Annotated in this window: 19 protein-coding genes; 2 read left to right on the top strand and 17 right to left on the bottom strand. The window is 39.2% G+C overall.

What is annotated here, in order from left to right; translation table 11 throughout:
* Positions 1-71: 71 nt before the first annotated feature.
* The 4 genes from pgdA to HT734_RS06815 all read right to left on the bottom strand — a co-directional run bounded on the left by pgdA (position 72) and on the right by HT734_RS06815 (position 4,979).
* Entirely contained in the window at positions 72-1,463 is a 1,392-nt protein-coding gene (gene pgdA, locus HT734_RS06830) for a peptidoglycan-N-acetylglucosamine deacetylase PgdA (RefSeq protein ID WP_173278338.1), read from the bottom strand.
* Between the two features lie 87 nt (positions 1,464-1,550).
* Positions 1,551-2,741 (bottom strand): methionine adenosyltransferase, encoded by a 1,191-nt coding sequence (gene metK / locus HT734_RS06825; RefSeq protein ID WP_061088110.1) that lies wholly within the window; start codon positions 2,739-2,741, stop codon positions 1,551-1,553.
* Between the two features lie 482 nt (positions 2,742-3,223).
* Positions 3,224-3,910 carry an ABC transporter ATP-binding protein gene (locus tag HT734_RS06820; protein WP_061759038.1) on the bottom strand — a complete coding sequence of 229 codons (687 nt, stop codon included), beginning with the start codon at positions 3,908-3,910 and terminating at the stop codon, positions 3,224-3,226.
* Positions 3,911-3,923: 13 nt separating this feature from the next.
* On the bottom strand, positions 3,924-4,979 hold the full coding sequence (locus HT734_RS06815; RefSeq protein WP_061088114.1) for an ABC transporter permease: 1,056 nt from the start codon (positions 4,977-4,979) through the stop codon (positions 3,924-3,926).
* Positions 4,980-5,325: 346 nt separating this feature from the next.
* Between HT734_RS06815 and HT734_RS06810 the strand changes: the two genes are divergently transcribed.
* Positions 5,326-5,613 (top strand): DUF3270 domain-containing protein, encoded by a 288-nt coding sequence (locus HT734_RS06810; protein ID WP_033680139.1) that lies wholly within the window; start codon positions 5,326-5,328, stop codon positions 5,611-5,613.
* A gap of 33 nt (positions 5,614-5,646) precedes the next feature.
* Here the strand turns inward: HT734_RS06810 and ciaH are convergent, their stop codons facing one another.
* From ciaH to HT734_RS06755, 11 genes are all read right to left on the bottom strand, one after another.
* Entirely contained in the window at positions 5,647-6,981 is a 1,335-nt protein-coding gene (ciaH, locus tag HT734_RS06805; protein ID WP_173278340.1) for a two-component system sensor histidine kinase CiaH, read from the bottom strand.
* Complete coding sequence (gene ciaR, locus HT734_RS06800) at positions 6,971-7,645, bottom strand: two-component system response regulator CiaR (RefSeq protein ID WP_000590627.1); 675 nt, start codon at positions 7,643-7,645, stop codon at positions 6,971-6,973. The genes ciaH and ciaR overlap by 11 nt, the downstream gene beginning before the upstream one ends.
* 107 nt (positions 7,646-7,752) lie before the next feature.
* A complete protein-coding gene (locus HT734_RS06795; protein WP_173278342.1) occupies positions 7,753-10,299 on the bottom strand; it encodes a M1 family metallopeptidase in 2,547 nt (848 codons plus the stop codon).
* Between the two features lie 121 nt (positions 10,300-10,420).
* Positions 10,421-10,861: an ASCH domain-containing protein gene (locus tag HT734_RS06790; protein WP_173278344.1), complete on the bottom strand. Its 441-nt coding sequence runs from the start codon at positions 10,859-10,861 to the stop codon at positions 10,421-10,423.
* A complete protein-coding gene (locus HT734_RS06785; RefSeq protein ID WP_173278374.1) occupies positions 10,836-11,705 on the bottom strand; it encodes a putative PEP-binding protein in 870 nt (289 codons plus the stop codon). The genes HT734_RS06790 and HT734_RS06785 overlap by 26 nt, the downstream gene beginning before the upstream one ends.
* The gene (locus HT734_RS06780) at positions 11,683-12,183 is read right to left on the bottom strand and encodes an NUDIX hydrolase (protein WP_173278346.1); all 501 of its coding nucleotides are present in this window, start codon (positions 12,181-12,183) and stop codon (positions 11,683-11,685) included. Before HT734_RS06780 ends, HT734_RS06785 begins: the two co-directional genes overlap by 23 nt.
* Positions 12,184-12,192: 9 nt before the next feature.
* Positions 12,193-12,891 (bottom strand): 3-oxoacyl-ACP reductase, encoded by a 699-nt coding sequence (locus HT734_RS06775; RefSeq protein WP_173278348.1) that lies wholly within the window; start codon positions 12,889-12,891, stop codon positions 12,193-12,195.
* On the bottom strand, positions 12,884-13,120 hold the full coding sequence (locus tag HT734_RS06770; protein ID WP_000141906.1) for a DUF2829 domain-containing protein: 237 nt from the start codon (positions 13,118-13,120) through the stop codon (positions 12,884-12,886). The genes HT734_RS06775 and HT734_RS06770 overlap by 8 nt, the downstream gene beginning before the upstream one ends.
* A 474-nt stretch (positions 13,121-13,594) precedes the next feature.
* Complete coding sequence (locus tag HT734_RS06765) at positions 13,595-14,824, bottom strand: tetratricopeptide repeat protein (RefSeq protein WP_173278349.1); 1,230 nt, start codon at positions 14,822-14,824, stop codon at positions 13,595-13,597.
* A complete protein-coding gene (locus HT734_RS06760; RefSeq protein ID WP_049539961.1) occupies positions 14,814-15,980 on the bottom strand; it encodes an AI-2E family transporter in 1,167 nt (388 codons plus the stop codon). The genes HT734_RS06765 and HT734_RS06760 overlap by 11 nt, the downstream gene beginning before the upstream one ends.
* Before the next feature lie 117 nt (positions 15,981-16,097).
* Entirely contained in the window at positions 16,098-18,080 is a 1,983-nt protein-coding gene (locus tag HT734_RS06755) for a peptide ABC transporter substrate-binding protein (protein ID WP_173278351.1), read from the bottom strand.
* 170 nt (positions 18,081-18,250) lie between these two features.
* Here HT734_RS06755 and HT734_RS06750 point away from each other — a divergent pair, with 170 nt between their 5' ends.
* A complete protein-coding gene (locus HT734_RS06750) occupies positions 18,251-19,264 on the top strand; it encodes a lactonase family protein (protein WP_173278353.1) in 1,014 nt (337 codons plus the stop codon).
* Positions 19,265-19,307: 43 nt separating this feature from the next.
* On the opposite strand, the gene HT734_RS06745 is transcribed toward HT734_RS06750, so the two are convergent.
* Entirely contained in the window at positions 19,308-19,727 is a 420-nt protein-coding gene (locus tag HT734_RS06745; RefSeq protein WP_000068045.1) for a F0F1 ATP synthase subunit epsilon, read from the bottom strand.
* Between the two features lie 10 nt (positions 19,728-19,737).
* Positions 19,738-21,144 (bottom strand): F0F1 ATP synthase subunit beta, encoded by a 1,407-nt coding sequence (gene atpD, locus HT734_RS06740; protein WP_000094357.1) that lies wholly within the window; start codon positions 21,142-21,144, stop codon positions 19,738-19,740.
* Positions 21,145-21,152 lie beyond the last annotated feature (8 nt).

The following is a 21,152-nucleotide window of genomic DNA, read 5'->3' as shown; positions in this document are numbered from 1 at the left end:
TTCCTTTCTATGAGAAGAAAATCCAAAGAAACAAATTCTCAATGAAAACTTATCTCTTTAGATTTTTTGAATTATTGGTCACGGTCGTAGTAAAGCTGGTGAGCTTGAAGACGAGAATCTAACAAATCTGGTACGGTTACAAAGTCATAACCTTGCCCTTTCAAATAGTCAATAACCTTCGGTAGAGCATTTACCGTCTCAGCATGGATATCATGCATGAGAATAATAGAACCATTCTTAACTTCACGCTGAATTTCTGTCAAGATAGCTGCTTCATTTTTACTCTTCCAGTCCAGACTGTCCACATCCCACATAATAAAACTCAAGTCTAGGCTATTGCGAATGTCGTCTGTAATGGCCCCATAAGGCGGACGCATGAGTTTTGAACTAGAACCTAGCACTTTAGTTAGCGCATCCTCTGTATCAATAATCTGTTTTTTAGCGTCATCAAGCGAAAGCTTTGAAAGAACTGGATGGCTCCAACTATGGTTTCCAATGACATGACCATCTGCTTTCATGCGTTTCAAAATTTCTTCATTGCCAGAAACATTCTTACCTAAAACGAAGAAAGTTGCCTTAATACCATACTTAGAAAGTGTATCTAATGCTTGATTTGTAGTTGCAGGATTTGGTCCATCATCAAAAGTCAAGGCCACCACTTTACGATTTTTCTTTTCATAATAAGCCTTATATAGCTCGGTATCCTTATCTAATAAATAAGAGGACTGAATAACTTCAAAGAAACTAGATACTGGCAAGGCAATCTCATCCAGATTTTCAACCGCCTGACTTGGATAAAGGATAATCTGACTATCCTTGTAATCAAAATTCCATGCAGACAAGTCTTGGTCAGACAAGCCTTTAACTATCTGATCAATCTTTTCTTGTTCTAATTTCTTATCTTGTAAGAAAGAGGTAATTTCTTTTAACAGCTTCTCTTTAGCCTTACTAGCATCTGAAAATAATTGATCAAGTGTAAAAGGTTTGCCATCTTCTGTCAAATGGACTTTTGCCAGATTAGTTTTTTCAGTCTCTTCAACTCTTGAAGAAGTTAAATCATAGACTTGTTTCACCACACTTCTGTTGACAATCCCTTTTAAAGTCGAATCCTGTTTCTCCGTATAATAAAAAACCAGATTTTCCTTATCCTCTAGATTGTCTTTAATATCCTGTGTCATGATTTCTTTTACAGACGAAATCACTTGCTCCCCTTGAAGAGGATAATAGGCAATCACTTCGGCTTGCCCTTTACGAAAATGATCTTTCTGATTTCCCTCACTCAATTGATCATCTTTCTCTTTTTTGAGCGTTTCAATCCTTTGTTCAAAACGCTGCTTTGTGTAGACTTTATAACCAATTATTGATCCAAGGACACAAATACTTACTGAAAAGATAGCTACTAGGGCTATTAATCCGATTCTCTTTTTATCGTGCTCAACACGTTTTGCTCTACTTTTATCCATAAGACCATCATATCAAATTCAAGCTATAATTTCAATGATTTTGGAGGAAATAGTATATTAAAAGAGGGGCGAGCCCCTCTTAAGATTTTATTTGACAGCTTCCTTCAAGGATTCTACCTTATCCAAGCGTTCCCATGGAAGATCGATATCTGTACGTCCCATATGTCCATAAGCCGCTGTTTGACGGTAGATTGGACGTTTGAGATCCAGCATTTGGATGATTCCTGCTGGACGAAGATCAAAAATCTGACGTGCTGCAGCTTCTAATTTGCTTTCAGCTACTGTTCCTGTACCAAAAGTATCAATACGAACAGATACAGGTTGCGCAACACCGATAGCATATGCCAATTGTACTTCCGCCTTCTTAGCAAGACCTGCTGCAACAATGTTTTTAGCAATGTAGCGAGCTGCATAAGAAGCTGAACGGTCCACCTTAGTCGCATCCTTACCAGAAAAGGCACCACCACCGTGACGTGAGTAACCACCATAAGTATCTACAATAATTTTACGACCAGTCAAACCTGAGTCCCCTTGAGGACCACCGATTACAAAACGACCTGTCGGATTGATAAAGAATTTGGTCTCATCATCAAGATAAGATGCTGGAATCACTTCTTTGATAACCTTGTTAATTACATCTTCATGAATTTGTTCATTGCTAACTTCTGGATCATGCTGAGTAGAAATAACGACTGTATCCACGCGCACTGGCTGGTCATTTTCATCATATTCAACTGTAACTTGAGATTTAGAATCTGGACGAAGATAGCTGATTTCACCAGACTTACGAAGCTCTGCTAAACGACGAACCAACTTGTGACTGAGTGAGATTGGAAGTGGCATGAGTTCTTCTGTTTCATCTACCGCAAAACCAAACATGAGACCTTGGTCTCCAGCACCAATCAAATCAAGTGGATCTTGATCCGCATTTCCACGAACCTCCAATGCTTCGTTAACACCTTGAGCAATATCTGGCGATTGCTCCACCAAAGATGGGTGTACTCCCACCGTCTCAGCAGAAAATCCATATTCTGTATTGGTATAACCAATCTCTGCAATGGTATCACGAACCACACGGTTAATATCTACATAAGCTGTAGTTGAAATTTCACCAAATACATGAACTGAACCAGTATAAACAGCTGTCTCAGCAGCAACGTGTGCCTCTGGATCCTTTGCTAAAATAGCATCCAAGATAGCATCTGAAATTTGGTCTGCGATCTTATCCGGATGCCCCTCAGATACAGATTCAGACGTGAATAATTTACGTTCTGACATAAAAATGTCCCCCCTTAAAAATAGTGTTATAGAGTTACAAAGTACTGATAGGTATTTCTTAGTGATAAATGCCTACCATCTTATCGGGACTATATAACTTCACCATTATATCATTTTTTAGCGCAATTTGCAGTCCATATACTCAATAAAAATCAAAGAACAAGCTAGAAAACTAGATGCAGATTGCTCAAAGTAGAGTTTTAAGGTTGGCAATAAAACTGATGAAGTCAGATCAAAACACCGTTTTGAAGTTAGAAATAAGGAGGCTGGGAAAAAGTCTTGAAAATTAAAAAACACATAGTCAAGTCTTGAAAAAACTTGAGACTATACGTTTTATTGTGGGAATATTTACTTTATTTTTCTTAAAATTGAGTTTTAGTTCAACCTCATCAAAATCTATATAACTTATCAATTTGCTACATAGAACCGGTGCGTTTTTCATGTCTAACGTTTTAGAAAAATATCTGTCAATTCACTATATTTTATATTTGTTTACATTTTTCTTCAACCAAGTTTCCATCACTCATTACATAAACTCGGTCAACCTTATCAAGAAGGCGTGTATCATGTGTAATCATAACAACACCTCTTCCTTGCTCATGGGCAATTGAAGCCAACATATCCGTTACTTGGTAAGCCCTCTCTGTATCAAGACTGGCTGTAGGCTCATCTGCAAGCACGATGCTAGGATTGTTGTAAAGCGCCCTAGCAATCGCAGCACGTTGACGTTCGCCACCAGATAGAGCCTTGGGATACTGATTTTGTACTTTGTCCAAATCCAACAAGTCAAACAGCTCTTTTCGATCACTTTTACTATTTTTTACCTTATCCAGTCTGTCAATCAAATCCAGCTGTTCCTTAACCGTTAGAAAAGGAATTAAGTTTGAAGCTTGGAGAATGAAGCCAAACTCTCTAAAACGGAGGTCCGTTTTCTCCTTCTCCGTCAGACTGCCTGTTTCCTTCCCCTTGACTAAAATCTTTCCACTCGATGCTTCCTGAAGTTGTCCTAGAGTAGTTAGAAAAGTCGTCTTTCCAGAACCTGAAGGCCCAACGATAGCTACGAACTCTCCCGCATTTAGCTGAAAATTCGTCTCATGCAGAGCTACGACTTTCATCTTTCCTTCCCCGTATGTTTTTGTCACTTGATTCATTTCTATCAATGCTGTCATACTATTCTCCTTATCATTCTGCAATCACAGTAATCGGGTCCACCTTTAGCAAACGTGGGAGGGAAATGATACCACCAAGAAGAGCCATCAAGCAAATAACCGAGCTTAGAATCGAGTAGGCTATCCAACTTGGGTAGAAAAAGAAGGTAGCTGGTAAGAGAAAAATCACTCCTCCGATAGCAAGCAAGGATAAAGCAATCCCCATACCAGATAGAAGCAAGATCTGACAGAACAGAGACCATACAATGGTTTTAATCTGTATCCTCTGAGCCCGCATAATTCCATAAAGTCCTAGCTTTTGTATGGTAATGATATAAACAAATATACCCACAATCAAGCCTGTTATAACAATCATAGCGATAATCATTCCTGAAAATACATTAACTTGAGGTGTGTAACCAGGAATTTTCGAAATCATTTTTGGGATAGAAATCTGTTTCAGTCCATCGCCAGTCACTTCTATGTCATTTTTCAAAACCAAGGCAGATATCGACTTATTAGAGTTCAAGGTTCCTTGCAAAATCCAATAAGTTGTCAAACTTGTAAAGACAACAGGCTCGGTGAAAAATTTATTTCCTTGAGTCAGACCTACAATCTTGTAACTTGCCTCGCTTCCATTAAGCTGAATGGCATCACCTAGCTTAATTCCATAGTTTTCAAAGGACTGATCTACGACAACCTCATCATCGCTTTCAGGATACCGTCCCTCTGTCAAACTAGGAGAGATAAAATCGTCCCACTCCTGAGCAAAGACGGAAACATTGACCTTTTCACTATCATCGACTAGATTGGTCACAGCGAACATATAACCCAGTGGAGCGGCCTCCTCAGATCTCTTTTCCTTATAATCCTTTTCAGGAATAAAAGATGCTGTCAAATTATCATTTGCGTAGTCAGATAAAACCACACCAGTCGCTTGCCAGTTATCAATTGCTGCTCTATTATTTCTAACAAGACCTAGAGCCAGACTCGTCATGAAAAAGACCATAAAAGAAATAAGAAAAATAGTGGTTAAAATCAAACTATATCGCAGTTTGTTACGTAATATTTCTTTGATAGCAAGATACATTGTTATCTCCTTTAACTTTTCCAAGAGGCATCAATTAGACACCCCACTACTATAAAAATAGGAGACAGAAAATCTGTCTCTGTGTGCAAAACAAATATCACTAATCAAATTAAATAAAATCAAGAAAATAAGTAAATATTTTTCGTAAAAATGAATTATTTACTTACAAATATAATTAATTATGAATATTAATAAGCGTTTAGGAATTTATCTATCGTATCATTTTCACAGTATGCTGTCAAGAAAATTGATTTTGAAAAAGCACTTTATTCTTTTTGTAACCTTTCTGTAATAATTCTCTGCTAAAAAAATGATAAAATAGGTATGTACTGTTAAGGAGAGAACCATGTCCGTAAAAAAATTACAATCATATGAGGTAGACTATCAAGACGAATTAAACCAGCAACTTCCTCGCTATCAGGATTATGCGCCCGAATCACAATCTGATACCAGTTTTCAAGAAATCCTATTTTTTGTTAATGTCGCTGTTTTTTGTATCTGTATTGCTATCTTTAGTTTTATCTTTTTGGCGTTAAAATTATCAACTGCTCTTGCTTTTATCGCAGCAATCGGATCCAGCTTACTTGTTCTAAAAATCCAACGCTCTATTATCAAACGAAAACTAAAAAGATAAATCCAAAATATCGCCCCAACTGGAGCGATATTTTTATTTTTTCTTTTTAGATGGTGTCTGAATGGCAATCTTCACTTCAAAGATTGTTCCTTTTGGTTTATTATCTTTAACAGTAATGGTTCCTTTTAAGGCATCTACAATCTGCTTGGCCAGTGATAATCCTAAACCAAAACCTCCTTTTTGACGAGTTCTAGCCTTGTCCACTCGATAAAAACGATCAAAAATTTTCTTCTTATCTTCTGCTGAAATACCGACTCCATTATCAGAAACAAGTAAATACAGATTACGGTCAGTCGCTGAAATCACAAAATCAATTTCACCATCCTCTTCAGTATACTTGACAGCATTATCAAATAGGATAGTCATCAGTTGTTTCAAAAGAAGCTGGTCTGTGACAATCGTGCGATGGATGCGATTTTCAAAACGGAAAACACGATCATTTTCCGAAGCAATCATCTCATAATTTGTGAAAGTCGTATTAAAAAAGCTAGTTGAAACTTCTGCAAGTTCCGGCTTAATTCCATCATCTCTCCGAGCTAAGTTCAGCAAGTTTGTCGTCAAAAAACGCATATTTCGGACTTCTTCCAAACTCGACGCAATGCTTTCACTCACATCCATAATGGTAGCTTCTGGCTTCCGGAAAAGTGTCTCTAAACGATTTTGTAAAACTGCAAGTGGAGTTCGTAACTCATGACTAGCATTTTCCACAAAGGACTGCTGCTTCTGCATGCTCTCAAGCAGAGGACGAACACTGACCCTAGCTAGATAGAGACTGGCAAGTAAAGACAAAATCCAGAAACTAGCCATCACAACGACAATCAATTGCTCATGCTTTTGACTGGCCTGCTCCAACTGACTTGTATTAATCAAGACAGCCGCATACTTGATATTGGTTGAAACCGAACTAATATTCGTTTCCATCAAAATCATGCGATAGATTTCTTCTTGTCCATAGCTATTAAAAACCTGAATCTGGTAGATATGGCCTAGTTCTTTTTTCTCTAACTTAATCTTATCCAATCCCAAAAATCGGTTTCCAGAAAGGAGCTGGATAAAATTCTTATCAAAAAGAATGACTTCTGTGTTGGAACTAACATTGGGTTTTATCTCAGTCTTACTAGTATCTGTAGTGGCATTCTCTAAATCTTTAATCTCTTCTGTCGCCCTATTTACCGCAAGTTGGATAACTGCCTGAGGATTGTTGCTCAAGCCATGGAGCGTATCATCCACCGAAGTATATAGACTCGAATGCATAACTTGCAAAATAATCAGAGTCATGGTAGAGAAAATCAGGGTGAAAACACCGAAGTTGCGGATAAAGTAACTAAAGTCATCCGCATACCATGTTTTTTTTAGTTTACTGAACATCTTTTAAAATATACCCAACACTACGCAAGGTTTGCAAATTCTCTGCAAAAGTGGTTCCTTTTAATTTCTTACGGACTTTTGAAACATAAACTTCGACAACTGAAATAGTTGTATCACTATCAAATCCCCATAGACGATCAAAAATCTGAGTCTTAGGCAAAATAACATTTTGATTTTGAAGGAAATAAACTAGTAAATCGAACTCTTTCCCCAGCAATTCGACAGGAGTATCTTCAACCTTAACGGTATTGGTTGATAAATTGATGAGAATATCTCCATAAGATAGCGTATTTTCATTAAACTTACCTGAACGTTTGAGAAGCGCTTGAATCCGCATTTTGAGTTCTTCTAGGTAGAAAGGCTTGGTCAGATAATCATCTGCTCCCAATTCAAATCCATGTCCCTTGTCATCCAAACTTTCCTTGGCAGTCATAATCAGAACTGGTGTCGTAATTCCCTTTTCACGCAATTCTTTCAAGACTTGGAAACCATTTTTTTCTGGCAACATCAAATCGAGCAAAATCAAGTCATAAACGCCACTTTCAGCTTCGTAGAGACCTTCTTCTCCATCAAATACCTGCATGACATCCGCAAAATCGTCTAAAAAGTCAAATACTGAATTTGACAGGCCTAAGTCATCCTCAACTAATAAGATTTTTATCATGAGAAACTCCTCCTTATTAAAACCATTATACCAAATTTGCCTTAAAAAAAACTCAACTCTCTGCATTTTACATGAGATAGCTGAGTTTTATTTTCATTTAGTCTTGATTATTTAGTTCCGTATTGAAGAACAACTGCTTCCACTGCAGCTTTTTCACGGTTAATCAGATCAACACGCGCTGCAATTTCCTTGATTCCCATACCGATGTTACGGCTAAGAGCAAGGTCAGAAAGTTGTGGCTCAAAGAATTCCTTGTATTCCGCCAAGCGTTGATCTGTCTTAAATACATGAGCAGGAAGGATAACAAAGCTATCAAAGCTCATATCTCCTCCAAGAGCTGCCTTAATCCAAGACCAGTTTTCACGAGCCCAAGACCATGCTGTTTCCTGAGTTGCTTGATGGTTTAAGAACTGGAAGTACCAAGCAGACAAGTCTTGTGGTTTGACCACAAATTTGTCCTTCCAAGAAGCAATCAAGGTTTGGATATTGTCCGCATCTGTACTATAGGCAAGGGCTGCTGCCAACTGACGTTTAAAGACAGCATCTGTTGCGTGCGTATAAGTATCAAGATAAAGTGCTAACAAGTCTTTAGTCTCATGATGTTTCATCTCATTAATCAGAACTTGTGAGCGAATAGCTGCTGGGAGTCCTGCAAGATTCTCCTTGTGTGCTGCGAAGATTTGGCTAGCAACTTGACTAGCTTCTACATCATTTGAGCGAATCATCATAGAAATGGCCAACTGACGAACCAATTCATCCTCGTCTGATTCTCCATCCTTAGCTTCGAAACCAAGACGGTCATAGTTGTGACGAGCCAATTTAGCAACCAAAGCTTTGAAGGCTCTTTCAGCTTCTGTTCCTTCATCGATAAAGCGCTCGAGGGCAGAAATCACTTGAGAAATGGCTGAAACGACAAGGTAAGATTCTTCCTTAGCAAGTTTATCAAGGACTGGGAGCAAGTCAGCATAAGAAATGTGCCCTGCTTCAGCAAGCAAACGACGTTCTTGGACGATTTGCAGTTTGCTTGTATTATCAAGATCAACTAGGTCAGTAATAACTGCATCTAACAATTCTCCTTGATAGTCTGTAATATAGTGGGCTGTATTTTCAGTGTTGAGACGAAGAGCTCCTTTGTTTTCAGCAAGAAGGGCTGCGTAGCCAGGAATTTCGATGCTTTCAGTTTCAAGTGTATCAGGCAAGCCTTTCCAGTTGCTATTCAGTGGCACAACCCAGAGACGGTTCTTGTCTTCGTGCTCACCGATGAAGAATTGTTTTTGTGAAATCTTCAAAACATCATTTTCAACTTTGACAGTAAGAACTGGGTAACCAGGTTGTTCCAACCAAGAATCCATAAAGGCTGCGACATCACGTCCAGACGCTTGACCAAGAGCATCCCAAAGGTCACGACCAATGGTATTGCTGTATTGATGTTTTTCAAAGTAGGCATGCAAACCTTTGGCAAAATCGGCATCACCTAGCCAACGACGAAGCATGTGCATGAGGCGGCTTCCTTTGGCATAGACGATAGCACCGTCAAATAGTGTATTAATTTCATCTGGATGCTTAACTTCGACGTGAACAGATTGAACACCATCAGTCGCATCACGTTTCAAGGCAGACGGAACACCACCTGTTTGGAAATCTTCAAAGATATTCCAGCTTGGCTCAATGGCATCCACACAGACGTATTCCATCATGTTAGCGAAGCTTTCATTGAGCCAAAGGTCATCCCACCATTTCATAGTAACGAGGTTACCAAACCATTGGTGAGCCAACTCATGTGCCACAACAAGAGCAACTTGTTGACGACTGGCAAAAGTTGAGTTCTCATCCACAACCAAGTAAACTTCACGATAGGTCACAAGACCCCAGTTTTCCATAGCTCCAGCTGAGAAGTCAGGAAGGGCGATGTGGAGAGATTGAGGAATTGGGTACTTAACTCCATAGTAATCTTCGTAAAACTCGATAGAGCGAACAGCGATATCCAGTGAGAAATCAAGGTTTGATAGTGGATGAGCTTTGGTTGAGTAAACACCTACGAGGGTACCGTTTTTAGTTTTAGCCGTTACACCTTGCAAATCACCCGCAACAAAAGCCAACAAGTAAGAAGACATGCGAGGTGTTGTCTCAAACTTCCAGATACCTGTTTCCTTACGGTTTTCAACATCGATTTCTGGCATGTTAGACAAGGCCAATTCACCTTCTACTTGGTCAAAACGTAGAGAGAAGTCAAAAGTTGCTTTGGCTTCTGGCTCATCCACACATGGGAAGGCTTCGCGCGCAAAATGGCTCTCAAATTGAGTAGACAATACTTCCTTCTTGACTCCATCAACTGTGTAGTAAGATGGGTAAATCCCTGTCATGTTGTCTGTAATTTTTCCTGAGAAAGCGATAACCACTTCAACTTGACCTACTTCCGCAAGTTCAATATGAAGGGCTTCATTGTCATGATCAACTGTAAATGGACGAGCTTGACCTGCAACTTCTACAGAAGCGATTTCCAAGTCTTTTTGGTGGAGGGAGATGCGATCACTCTGTGCTTGACCACTAATAGTCACCTTTCCTGAAAAGGTCTTGGTCTCACGACTCAAGTCTAAAAATAAATCATAATGTTCAGGAACAAATTGCTTAATAAAATGTTCAACTGCCTGCATAGTTTTCTCCTATCTAAGTTTAAGAGCTAGAGCTCTTCTTTAAACAAACTTATTATATCATGTTTTGTCTAAGAAAAAAGGATTGGACAGCGATTTCCAAAACTTTCTTCCTTCTAGAAGTCTACAGTGGGTAAACCTTGCGAAATTCTTCTAAAACAACCTTGCTTTCATGTGTAAAAGTCAGTCCTGCTTCTCTCATCCACTTGGCGAAACAATCCTCATGAACCTGACGCCAATAGGCTAGGGATTTGTCACCTTCCCCTTCATTAAAGGCATGTTGCGCAGAAACTTGATTAAAGGGCTGAACGGAAACCCTTGTAATTTCGACAATGCAGACAGCCTGATTTTGACTGTCTAAAATGATGTCAAAGGTGCCTTCTTGCGGAAGAAGTTCGCCTTCTAGTGCGTAAAGGTCGTAGGCTGACGCTGTTGCTGTCTTTTCGCCTTTAAACACCAAATCCGCTAAAAGGTCTGGTTCCACTCCAAAAGCCCAAGCATCGATTTCATCTCCGATAGAAGAATTGATTTGCTTGTATTTATTCCACATTTCTTGCGGTGTCATGGGTGCTCCTTTGTAATTTTTTACTTTCTTCTTTTATGTGTTTAAGATGGTCTGGATGGTCAATCTCTAAGTTAAAAATCTCTGGAATAGAACTATAGTGGATAATGCATTCGATACCCATCTGATTCATTTTTTGTAAGAAAGAAACATTCAGATATCCTGCTACAGCAAAGTCAATATTTTTAATCCTTGCTTTATCCTGCATCTGTCTCAGCATATCTAACATTATTGGACTTTCCATATCATGCCATTGACTGTTTCTCACAGTGGCAAAAACAAAGGAAGTCAAATCATTCATTCCAACTACAATCTTTGAAATGCCCGTTTCCATTATTCTGTCCAAGTCAAAATACGCTGACGGTAATTCAATCATAGTGCCGACTTTCCCAGTAAAATCATGCTGACGCAATACTCTAATAGCTTGCTTTAACTGTTCAGCATCATTGACAAAAGGAAAAATAAGAGACAGATTGGGATTATTTTGATAAACCTCTGTAACGACATTTGCCTCAGCCTGAAATTCATCCAGACACGCTAGTAAACGCCTAATTCCTCTATAACCAAACAAGGGATGATTTTCATCAAAATGCTCTTTAGTCCCCTCTAAATAATTGGCTTCTGTATTCGTTAATTCTGAAAAACGATACCAGACTTCTTCATCTGAGTACAGGGAGCAGATAGTCTCTAGATAATCTTTTACAAATTGCTGACAACTTGGTAATAGGATGTTTTGATTGAGCTCTCTCAACAAATATTCCCCACGAATCATGCCAATGTGGTGCAATAGTTGAGGATAAATTTTTTCAAGAATTTTTTCGCCACTAAGAGCTAGTTGATTTTTCATCATTCACCTTCCAATTCATGTAAGAAGTCTTGTCCAGTTCTGGAAATCCTAATAATTCAGACTTAACCTTTAAGACTAATGGCGATGCATTTTCTTCTGTGATCTCTTGAATATCCATCCAAATATATCCAAGTGAATCATTCGCACCATCAGACACAGCTTTCGAAATCGTAACTTGAGGTGCACTCTCATTCATTTCAACATCATACAAGGCCATGATATGGTGAACCATAAAATTTTTTAACTCTTCCCTGACGAAAACATCGTAGATTTGAGGATTAGAGTAGCTTCTAACAGTAAATCCCGTCTCTTCCATAACTTCTCTAGTCAGCGTTTCCGTCAGTCCTTCACCAAGTTGCTGACTGCCTCCAGGTAGATCATACCGATGTTGATAAGGGCCTCTCGTTTTTTCAATGCAGAGTAACTTCCCATTTTCAAAGCAAACAGCGTAGACTCCAAAGTGTCTTTTGATTTCCATCAGATCCTCCTACTTCAAAGACCAGCCACCATCTATTGTCAAAATTTGTCCCTGCATGGCAGATGCCTTTCCACTGGCCAAAAAGAGACTGACTTCTGCCACTTCCTCTGGCTCGATCCAGCGTTTGATTGGTGTTTCACTAGCCACCCAGTCAGCCAATCCACCTGGCTCAAAATCCGCAGCGGTCATAGCTGTCTTGACTGCTCCTGGAGCAAGCCCAAATACCTGAATCCCAGCTTCTGCATAGTCTAGAGCCAACTGCTTGGTAAAGCCTGCCAAGGCGTGCTTCGAAGAAGTATAGGCGTGTCCACCGCCACCTGCTAGGCTAGAAGCAATGGAGCACATATTGATGATGATTCCCTTTTTATTTTCCAACATTTGTGTCAAATAAAATCGAGTCAACTCTACTGGAGTCACGTAGTTAATTTCAAAAATTTCTTGAATTTCCTGCGCTGTCTGTTCCAACAGTGGTTTATAATCATCCAAAACTCCAGCAGTATTGCACAAAACATCAACCTGAGGACACCAATCAAAAATAGGCTCCAAGTCCAAGGTCAAATCTCTCTGTAAAAAGTGGAAATCACCCTGTAAGAGTGGATTTTCACCTTGGTCAACTCCATAAACTTGATAGCCATTCTCTAAAAAAAGTTGAGCTTGAGCCATGCCAATTCCTGAACTCACTCCTGTAATGAGTACACGTTTAGTCATGCACTTCTACCCAATCCGTCGCTAAAACATCACAAGGTGTCGGGCTCCACATGGAAAAACCTTCTCCCTCACCAGACACGTTGATGAGGAAATAGGGCGTCACTTCTAGGGCCACACCATTTTGCTCGATAGTGTCAAAAAGTTGGACATAGTTTTCAGCACCTCCCCATCCAGTTCGTACAAATTTTTTCTTAGCCTTTAACCCAGGCAGGATTTCTTCGAAAGTCATATTTTTTCTCCTTTTATATCAATAATTCTTCAATTAATTATAACAAAAAATGCTTTAAAATTCCTTTTGACTCATCCTAATTCAAAATCAATAAACTTTTTATTACCATTTCTAGCAACAATGACCTCAGGTTTTTTTGAGACAAAGTTTAAATCACTATCTGAAACTTATATAAGCTTTTTCTTTTTTAAAACAATTCAATAAAATCATATCTATAAAAAATGATAAGGTAATTTGAATCTAGAATCGTACAATATCGCTTCTGAAATATTTCTAGAATTGCTTTAAATTCCTTAATCAATTTGTTCAGTTTCTATTTCAATATACTATAAGATGAGACTGGATAAAAAGTCTTTGCGATCACAAAAACGCATAGTATCAGGTGTTCAAAAAAAAAACTTGATATTATGCGTTTTATTGTAGGAAAATTTACTTGATTTTCTATTGAAATTGAGTTTTCTCCCAGACTTAGTGTTATAATCTCTCAATCAATTCTTGCATTTGAACATCATCTGGAACCAGTTTTAAGTAAGATTGAGCATTGACTTTTGCTTCCTCAAAGTATCCCAATTCACGCAAGAGATAGATATAGTGTTCCAGAAACTCTGGATTGTCCTTCAAATCTCCTGCTAACTCTTGGTAATACTCGTAGGCAGTATCCAAATAGTCCATCTCTTGATAGGAACGGGCAATCATCCACTTGGTCAAGAGATTTTCTGGCTCCTCACTTTGTAAGTCTAAAATATCCTCATAACGCTCTTGTTCTAGATAAATAGTAGCTAAACGGAGTAAGATTTCTTCTGTATCCTCAGCGTCTTCTTTTGCAGTAAGGAGATAATTTTCTGCACCACTAGCATCATGCAGTTCATAAGAAAATTGTGAAGCAGCTAGCAAGAGACGAGTTTCAAAGGGATTTTTCTCCAAGCCTTGCTTAACGATACGCAGGGCTTCTTGAGCTTGATGTTCCTTATGTAAGGCCTGGCTATAGCCATACTCATAGCCTTCAAATTCAGGAGAAATGGTATCAATCTGCTTAAAGTAGAGGACAGCTTTTTGGTATTCTTCTTGATCAAAGTAAAGACTGGCTAACTCAAAAGCTGTTAGGTCATCGTATTCTAACTCCAGGGCTTTTTCTAAAAACTCTGTAGCTGTTTCAAATTTCCCTAACTGGGCATAGGCAAATCCAATCCGTTGATAGGTAGAAATGCCCGTTTGCTCATAAATCGAACGATTATCTAACTGGGCATATCCTTGAATAGCCTCTTGGTAATTTTCCAACTCACTATCCAACTCTGCCAAGCCCAATATCAATAGAGGATCCTCTGAATAAGTCAATGCTTCTAGCAACTTCTCACGCGCCACATCTGTCAAACCTTCCATCTGGTAAAGGTCTGCCTTAAGAAGCAAAGCCGAAACATACCAGTCACTGTCAGCTTGGATTTCCTCTAGATAGGCAAAGGCTTCTTCTATTTGACCATCTTCGCTAGCAATAGTTGCTAGATTAAGATGAACCTCTGGAAAGTCCTCTACGATTTTCAGGTAAATTTCCTTGGCCTGAGGATAAAAACCAATTCCTTCTAGATAGGTGGCTAACTCATACAGAAGGTCACTTGGATCATTTTCTAAAGCTTTGACGAAATAGTACTCAGCCTTGGTTAAATCTTGCTCTTCCAAAGCCTGTAACATCTGTTGACTATTGTTCACTCTTTACTTCCTCTCCTTCTAATTCATATAGGCCACTAACTACCTTATACCATTCAAAAATAGCTGAAATGACAACTTTAGCAGAGGCATAAACTGGAATACCGAGCAAGACTCCCCAGATACCAAACATGGATCCTGAAGTTAACAAGACAAAAAGAACATTAATAGGATGGATGTTTAATTGACTTCCCAAAATCAATGGAGAGACAAAACGGCCTTCAATAGTTTGTTCTACGATAAAGACAATCACTACTTTCAAAAGCATGACTGGCCCAGCAATCAAGCCCAATACTAGGGCAGGAAGCATGGCTAAGAAGCTACCCAGATAAGGAACCAGATTTAAAATACCAGCAGTAACCCCCAACGTAACTGCATAGCGTAGACCAATAATCTTGAAGAAAATCATAAACATTACCGCTACAATAATAGCCACTGTTACTTGCCCTCTAACATAGTTGGACAACTGTTGATTCACATCTGACAAAACCTGTCCAACAGGCTCCTTCAATTTCGTCGGCATGAATTGGGTCAAATAGTTACGCAAACCTTTCCCATCACGCAAGAGATAAAAGAGCATGAAAGGAACGATAATCAAGGCAACAATCACTTGAGATGCCCCACTAATAAAGGCACTCACCCAATTGACTGCCTGAGATGAAACCTTACTTGCCCAAACTGTAGCCTGACTAGAGAAGTTTGTTAAAACTTGCTCTAATTGAGGTCTGAAATCATCTGGCAAACGCTTGGTGACCAAATCATTAATAACTCTGTCTGCATCTTCGAGATAGATTGGTACATTTCTTGCAAATGTTAAGATCTGACGCTGCAGATTTGGAATAGCTACTGCCAAGCCCCAAATGATAAAGATGGCGATAATCACAAAGACAATACTAATGGCTATAACGCGATTAATCTTATGCTTCTCCATCCAATCAACAATAGGATTCAGTAAATAGTATAGTAAACCAGATAGAATGACTGGCAACATCACAACTGCTAAAAAGTCTAAAACAGGTGAAAATAGAAAACTAATCTTACTTAAAATAAAAAGATTCAGTCCCAATAATAAAGTTACCAAAAATACCGTAATGGCCTTGTTATCCAAAAACCACTTGAAAAACCAAGATAGGCTAAAATGTTTCTCTTTTTGCTCCATAAATACTTCCTTTCTATCGTTCTCTCATTATACCATTTTTGAAACAAAATAACTCTTTTTTAAAGTGCTTACATGGAGACAGCGACATAAAAAATCCCCTCAAAAGAGGAGATTCGATTAGTCTTGAATATGACGGTCTAAGTTTTTCTGATAATCAGCGTTTGATTTGGCTTTTTCTTCAGCAAATTTCTTGCGGAACTCATCCATTTCTTTAGTAGTGACAATCTTATCTTGGAGTTTAAGGTATTTATAGCTATGTTCACTAGTCTTATCACCTACCCAGCCACCTGCACCAGTACCTAGAACTTTCTTCGTTACTAGCATTTGGGCACCGTCTGAGTGTACAGGAATCACCAAGGCACTGTCTGTTAACCAAGCTTGAGCTTTGGCATATTTGGCATATCGGTTTGCAAGATTTGTTTTCTCACCACTAGCATCCGTAAGTAACTCTTTAAACTTATCTAAACCAACTGCTTTGATTGCTGAACTGTCTTTACCTGGTGTTACACCTAAGGAACCAAGAAGATTTGGGCCAGATGTTGGATCAAATATATCTAGATAAGTTGAAGGATCTGCGTAATCAGGTCCCCATCCACTATTTGCATTAATATCCCAGTCAGTATTGGTATTAGAAGTAGCTAGAATTGTCATACTTGCCAATTCTTCATCAGAAACTTGTTGAATATCAACTACAACATTGTCTGCTCCAAGAGCTTCCTCGACGGATTGTTTATAAGATTGAGCTTGACGCACAAATTCTGGACGAGTAGAAGATACTGGAATATCTAAATGAATAGGGAACTGTACTCCATCAGCTTGAAGAGTTTTCTTGGCAGCTTCAAATTTAGCTTTAGCCTTATCTACATTATGAAGTGAATCCTGAGCATCATCAAGACTAACATCTTTCCATACACCATCTAATTTATCCAATTCTGCCTTAGCTACTTGCCCAAATGACTGCTCTCCTACTTGTACAAATGTTGGAGGTGTTAAACTTGTACGTAATTTACGCGGTGCTACTTCGTCCCCAAATACTTGAGAGAGACCTGCTTTACGATCTGTAGCAAAAGCCAAGGATTGACGGAAATCCTTGTTCAGCAAGGCCTTCTTAGTAGATGTTTTTTCTGCATCACTTGTTTTAGAGGTGTGATTGTAGGCAACACGGTCAATATTCGTCGAAATATAGAAAGTAGTTCCTTGTTGTTGACTATAAATAATGTTATCTTTGTATTTTTCTTTTAGCCGTTCATAGTTAGCAGAGTTTTTAAAGAGAGGTGCTGCAGGATAATTTCCTTCATCAAAACCACGTCCAAGAGAGTCTGCATCCTGACCATCAAAGTAAGACAACTTAATATCATCAATAAAGACATTTTGTTTATCCCAATAGTTTTGATTTTTGGTCATTTCTATAGAAGATTTAGATGTAAGACCTTTTAGAAGATAAGCCCCATTGTAGAGAATGCTTGTTACATCAGTCGCCTTACCAAAGTCATCTCCTTTAGAAGTTAAAAAGTCTTCACTAACAGGAGCAAGAACTCCTATTGTTGTCTTCGAATTCCAGAAAGATTCTGGATGGTTTAAAGTATAGACTACAGTATAATCGTCTGTTGCTTTTACACCAACAGTAGAAAAATCCGTTGTTTTCCCATTGATATAGTCATTCAATCCTTTAATAGAATCCTGTACAAGATAAAGTCCTTCTGATTTCTTGTCAGCTGCGTGTTTTAGACCAGTCACAAAATCCTGAGCCTTAACTTCTCCATATTCTTCGCCTTCATTGGTATACCACTTGATACCCTTACGAATTTTATAGGTATAAGTCAAACCATCTTTGGAAACAGTCCAATCTTCTGCAACTGATGGTACTAGATTCCCATATTGATCATTTTCCAGTAGTCCATCAATGACATTACCAGTAATCTGTTTTGTAGACTTTTGCCCAGAAACTGTATAATCCAGAGTTACAGGATCTGATGAAAATACATAGGCATAAGTAACTGGTTTAGTTGCTTCCTTATTCCCATTACCAGATGAACAAGCTGCTAGAACAGCTGCCGAGAGTACAGCAACTCCTGCTGCTAAGAAAACACGTTTTTTCATAAAAAACTCCTTTGCAATTTGTATAGGATTATTATAGCACTTTTCAAAAGGAAATCAATACAAAAACAAGTTAAATTTAATATTTTATTATGTTTAATTATGTGTTATAGAATTCCTCCAACTACCATTTTTGTGATATAATAGTCTTATCTTTATATAGAGGTAAAGTTATGAAAGAAACTGTTTATTTTGGAACTTATACACGCCGTACTTCCCAAGGGATTTACAAGGCAGACTTTGATACAGAAACTGGTCAGCTTTCAAATCTAGAACTTTTTGCAGCTGAGCCAAGTCCAACCTACCTGGCATTTGACCAACACCAACATCTATACACCGTTGGTAGTCAAGACAATAAGGGGGGAATTGCAGCCTATCAAACTGATGGGACTTTATTAAATCATGTCGTTGAAGAAGGAGCTCCCCACTGTTATGTTGCTGTGGATGAAAAGCGTGATTTGGTATATGCTGCCAACTACCATAAAGGACAGGTACTTGTTTATAAACGTCAGGAAGACGGTAGTCTTCTACTTAGTGATGTGGATCAACACAGTGGCCAAGGTCCACATGAGAATCAAGCTTCACCCCATGTTCACTTTACAGACTTAACACCTGACCACTATCTAGTGACCTGTGATTTGGGTACTGACCAAGTCATCACTTATGACCTTGATCAAGAAGGGAAATTATCTAAGCTCTATACCTATCACAGCCAGCCAGGAGCAGGCTCACGTCATATCATTTTCCATAATCACTATAAAATCGCTTATCTGATTTGTGAACTCAATAGCACTATCGAAGTTTTAATCTACGATGGTGTTGGCGAATTTGAACGCATGCAGGTCATTTCAACTCTACCAGACGGTTATGAAAGCTTTAATGGAACTGCTGCTATTCGTCTCTCTAAAGATGGTAAATACCTCTACGCTTCTAACCGTGGCCATGATTCTATCGCAGTATATACAATTCTTGCAGACGGTAGTCTAGAATTGTTAGAAATCGTTCCTACTCATGGTCAGACTCCACGTGATTTTGATTTGACACCAGACCAAGAATTTGTCATTGCTGTCCATCAAGACTCTGACAATGCGACCGTCTTTAAACGTAATCCTGAAACTGGTCGTCTAGCAGAACTTTCTAACGACTTCCATGTACCAGAAGCAGTCTGCATCAGTTTTGCTCCTTAAGAAAACAGAAAAAATGAACTTGGTAACTCAAGTTCATTTTTTCTTATAGTCTTTTTCCGACATTGATACGATTAATAGCACGTTGTAAAGCAATCTTAGCACGACGCTCTTGATCAATCAAGTGTTTTTCGTGGGCTTCTTCGATTTCGCGCTCCGCACGAAGCTTAGCACGTTCTGCACGGCTAACATCGATATCACGAGCACGTTCTGCAGAATCAGCAACGATTGTGATGGTATTATTGGCAATTTCAATAACGCCTCCGTTTACTGCAATCCAGTTCACGTGATCTTCATCATCAATACGTTTTACCTTTACTTCATCAACTGCTAAAACCGCAATCATATTTTCATGTCGTGGCAAGATCCCCATCTCACCATCCAGAGTTCGAACTGATACATAGCTGGCATGGTGATCATAGACGAGACCATCTGGTGTCACGATCTGGACAGTTAACTGAGCCATAGATCACCTCTTAAAATCCCATTTTTTCAGCTTTTGCAATCACATCTTCGATAGAACCTACACCACGGAAGGCATCTTCTGGCAAGTGGTCATGTTTACCATCAAGGATTTCCTTAAAGCCACGTACAGTTTCAGCAACTGGAACATAAGAACCTGGCTGACCAGTAAATTGTTCCGCAACGTTGAAGTTTTGTGACAAGAAGAACTGGATACGGCGGGCACGAGCAACCAAGGTCTTTTCTTCATCAGAAAGTTCATCCATACCAAGGATAGCAATGATATCTTGCAACTCATGGTAACGTTGAAGAACACGTTTTACTTCTGCAGCAACTGCATAGTGCTCTTCTCCAACGATTTCAGGTGCCAAAGCACGTGAACTTGAAGCGAGTGGGTCAACGGCAGGGTAGATACCCAATTGTACCAACTTACGTTCCAAGTTGGTTGTTGAATCCAAGTGAGCGAAGGCTGTTGCTGGCGCTGGGTCAGTATAGTCATCCGCTGGCACATAGATAGCCTGGATAGAGGTTACAGAACCCTTCTTAGTTGATGTGATACGCTCTTGCAATTGACCCATTTCTGTAGCAAGTGTTGGTTGGTAACCAACGGCTGATGGCATACGACCCAAAAGGGCAGATACTTCTGAACCAGCCTGAGTGAAACGGAAGATATTATCGATAAAGAGAAGCACGTCTTGGCCTTCTACATCACGGAAGTATTCAGCGATTGTCAAACCAGTAAGGGCAACACGCATACGTGCTCCTGGTGGCTCATTCATCTGACCAAATACCATGGCTGTTTTCTCGATAACACCTGATTCTTTCATTTCCCAGTAAAGGTCATTCCCCTCACGAGTACGTTCCCCAACACCAGTAAATACTGAGATACCACCGTGTTCTTGGGCAATGTTGTGAATCAATTCTTGGATCAAGACAGTTTTACCAACTCCGGCACCACCGAAAAGTCCAACCTTCCCACCTTTAAGGTAAGGGGCAAGAAGGTCGATAACCTTAATCCCTGTTTCAAGGATTTCAGAAGAGGTAGACAACTCATCAAAAGTTGGAGCTTTTTTATGAATTGGCTGACGCTCTGCATCTTCTGTAAAAGGAGCTTCCAAGTCAATGGTATCTCCCAAAACGTTGAAGACACGTCCCAAAGTTTCTTTACCTACTGGTACAGAGATTGGACGACCTGTGTCCAATACTTCCATTCCACGAGTCAAACCATCTGTTGATTCCATGGCGATAGTACGAACCATACCATCTCCCAACTCCAAGGCTACTTCAAGGACGATTTTTGTTTTTCTTTCGTCATTTTTGTAGACGACAAGTGCATTGTTAATCTCAGGAAGTTTTTCCCCTGCTGCAAACAAGACGTCTACAACGGGTCCGATAACCTGAGCAATTTTACCTGAACTCATCTCCTTCT

The sequence above is a fragment of the Streptococcus sp. k-90 genome, assembly GCF_013277565.1.
GTDB lineage: Bacteria > Bacillota > Bacilli > Lactobacillales > Streptococcaceae > Streptococcus.
This window is presented reverse-complemented; position numbering and strand designations above follow the sequence as displayed.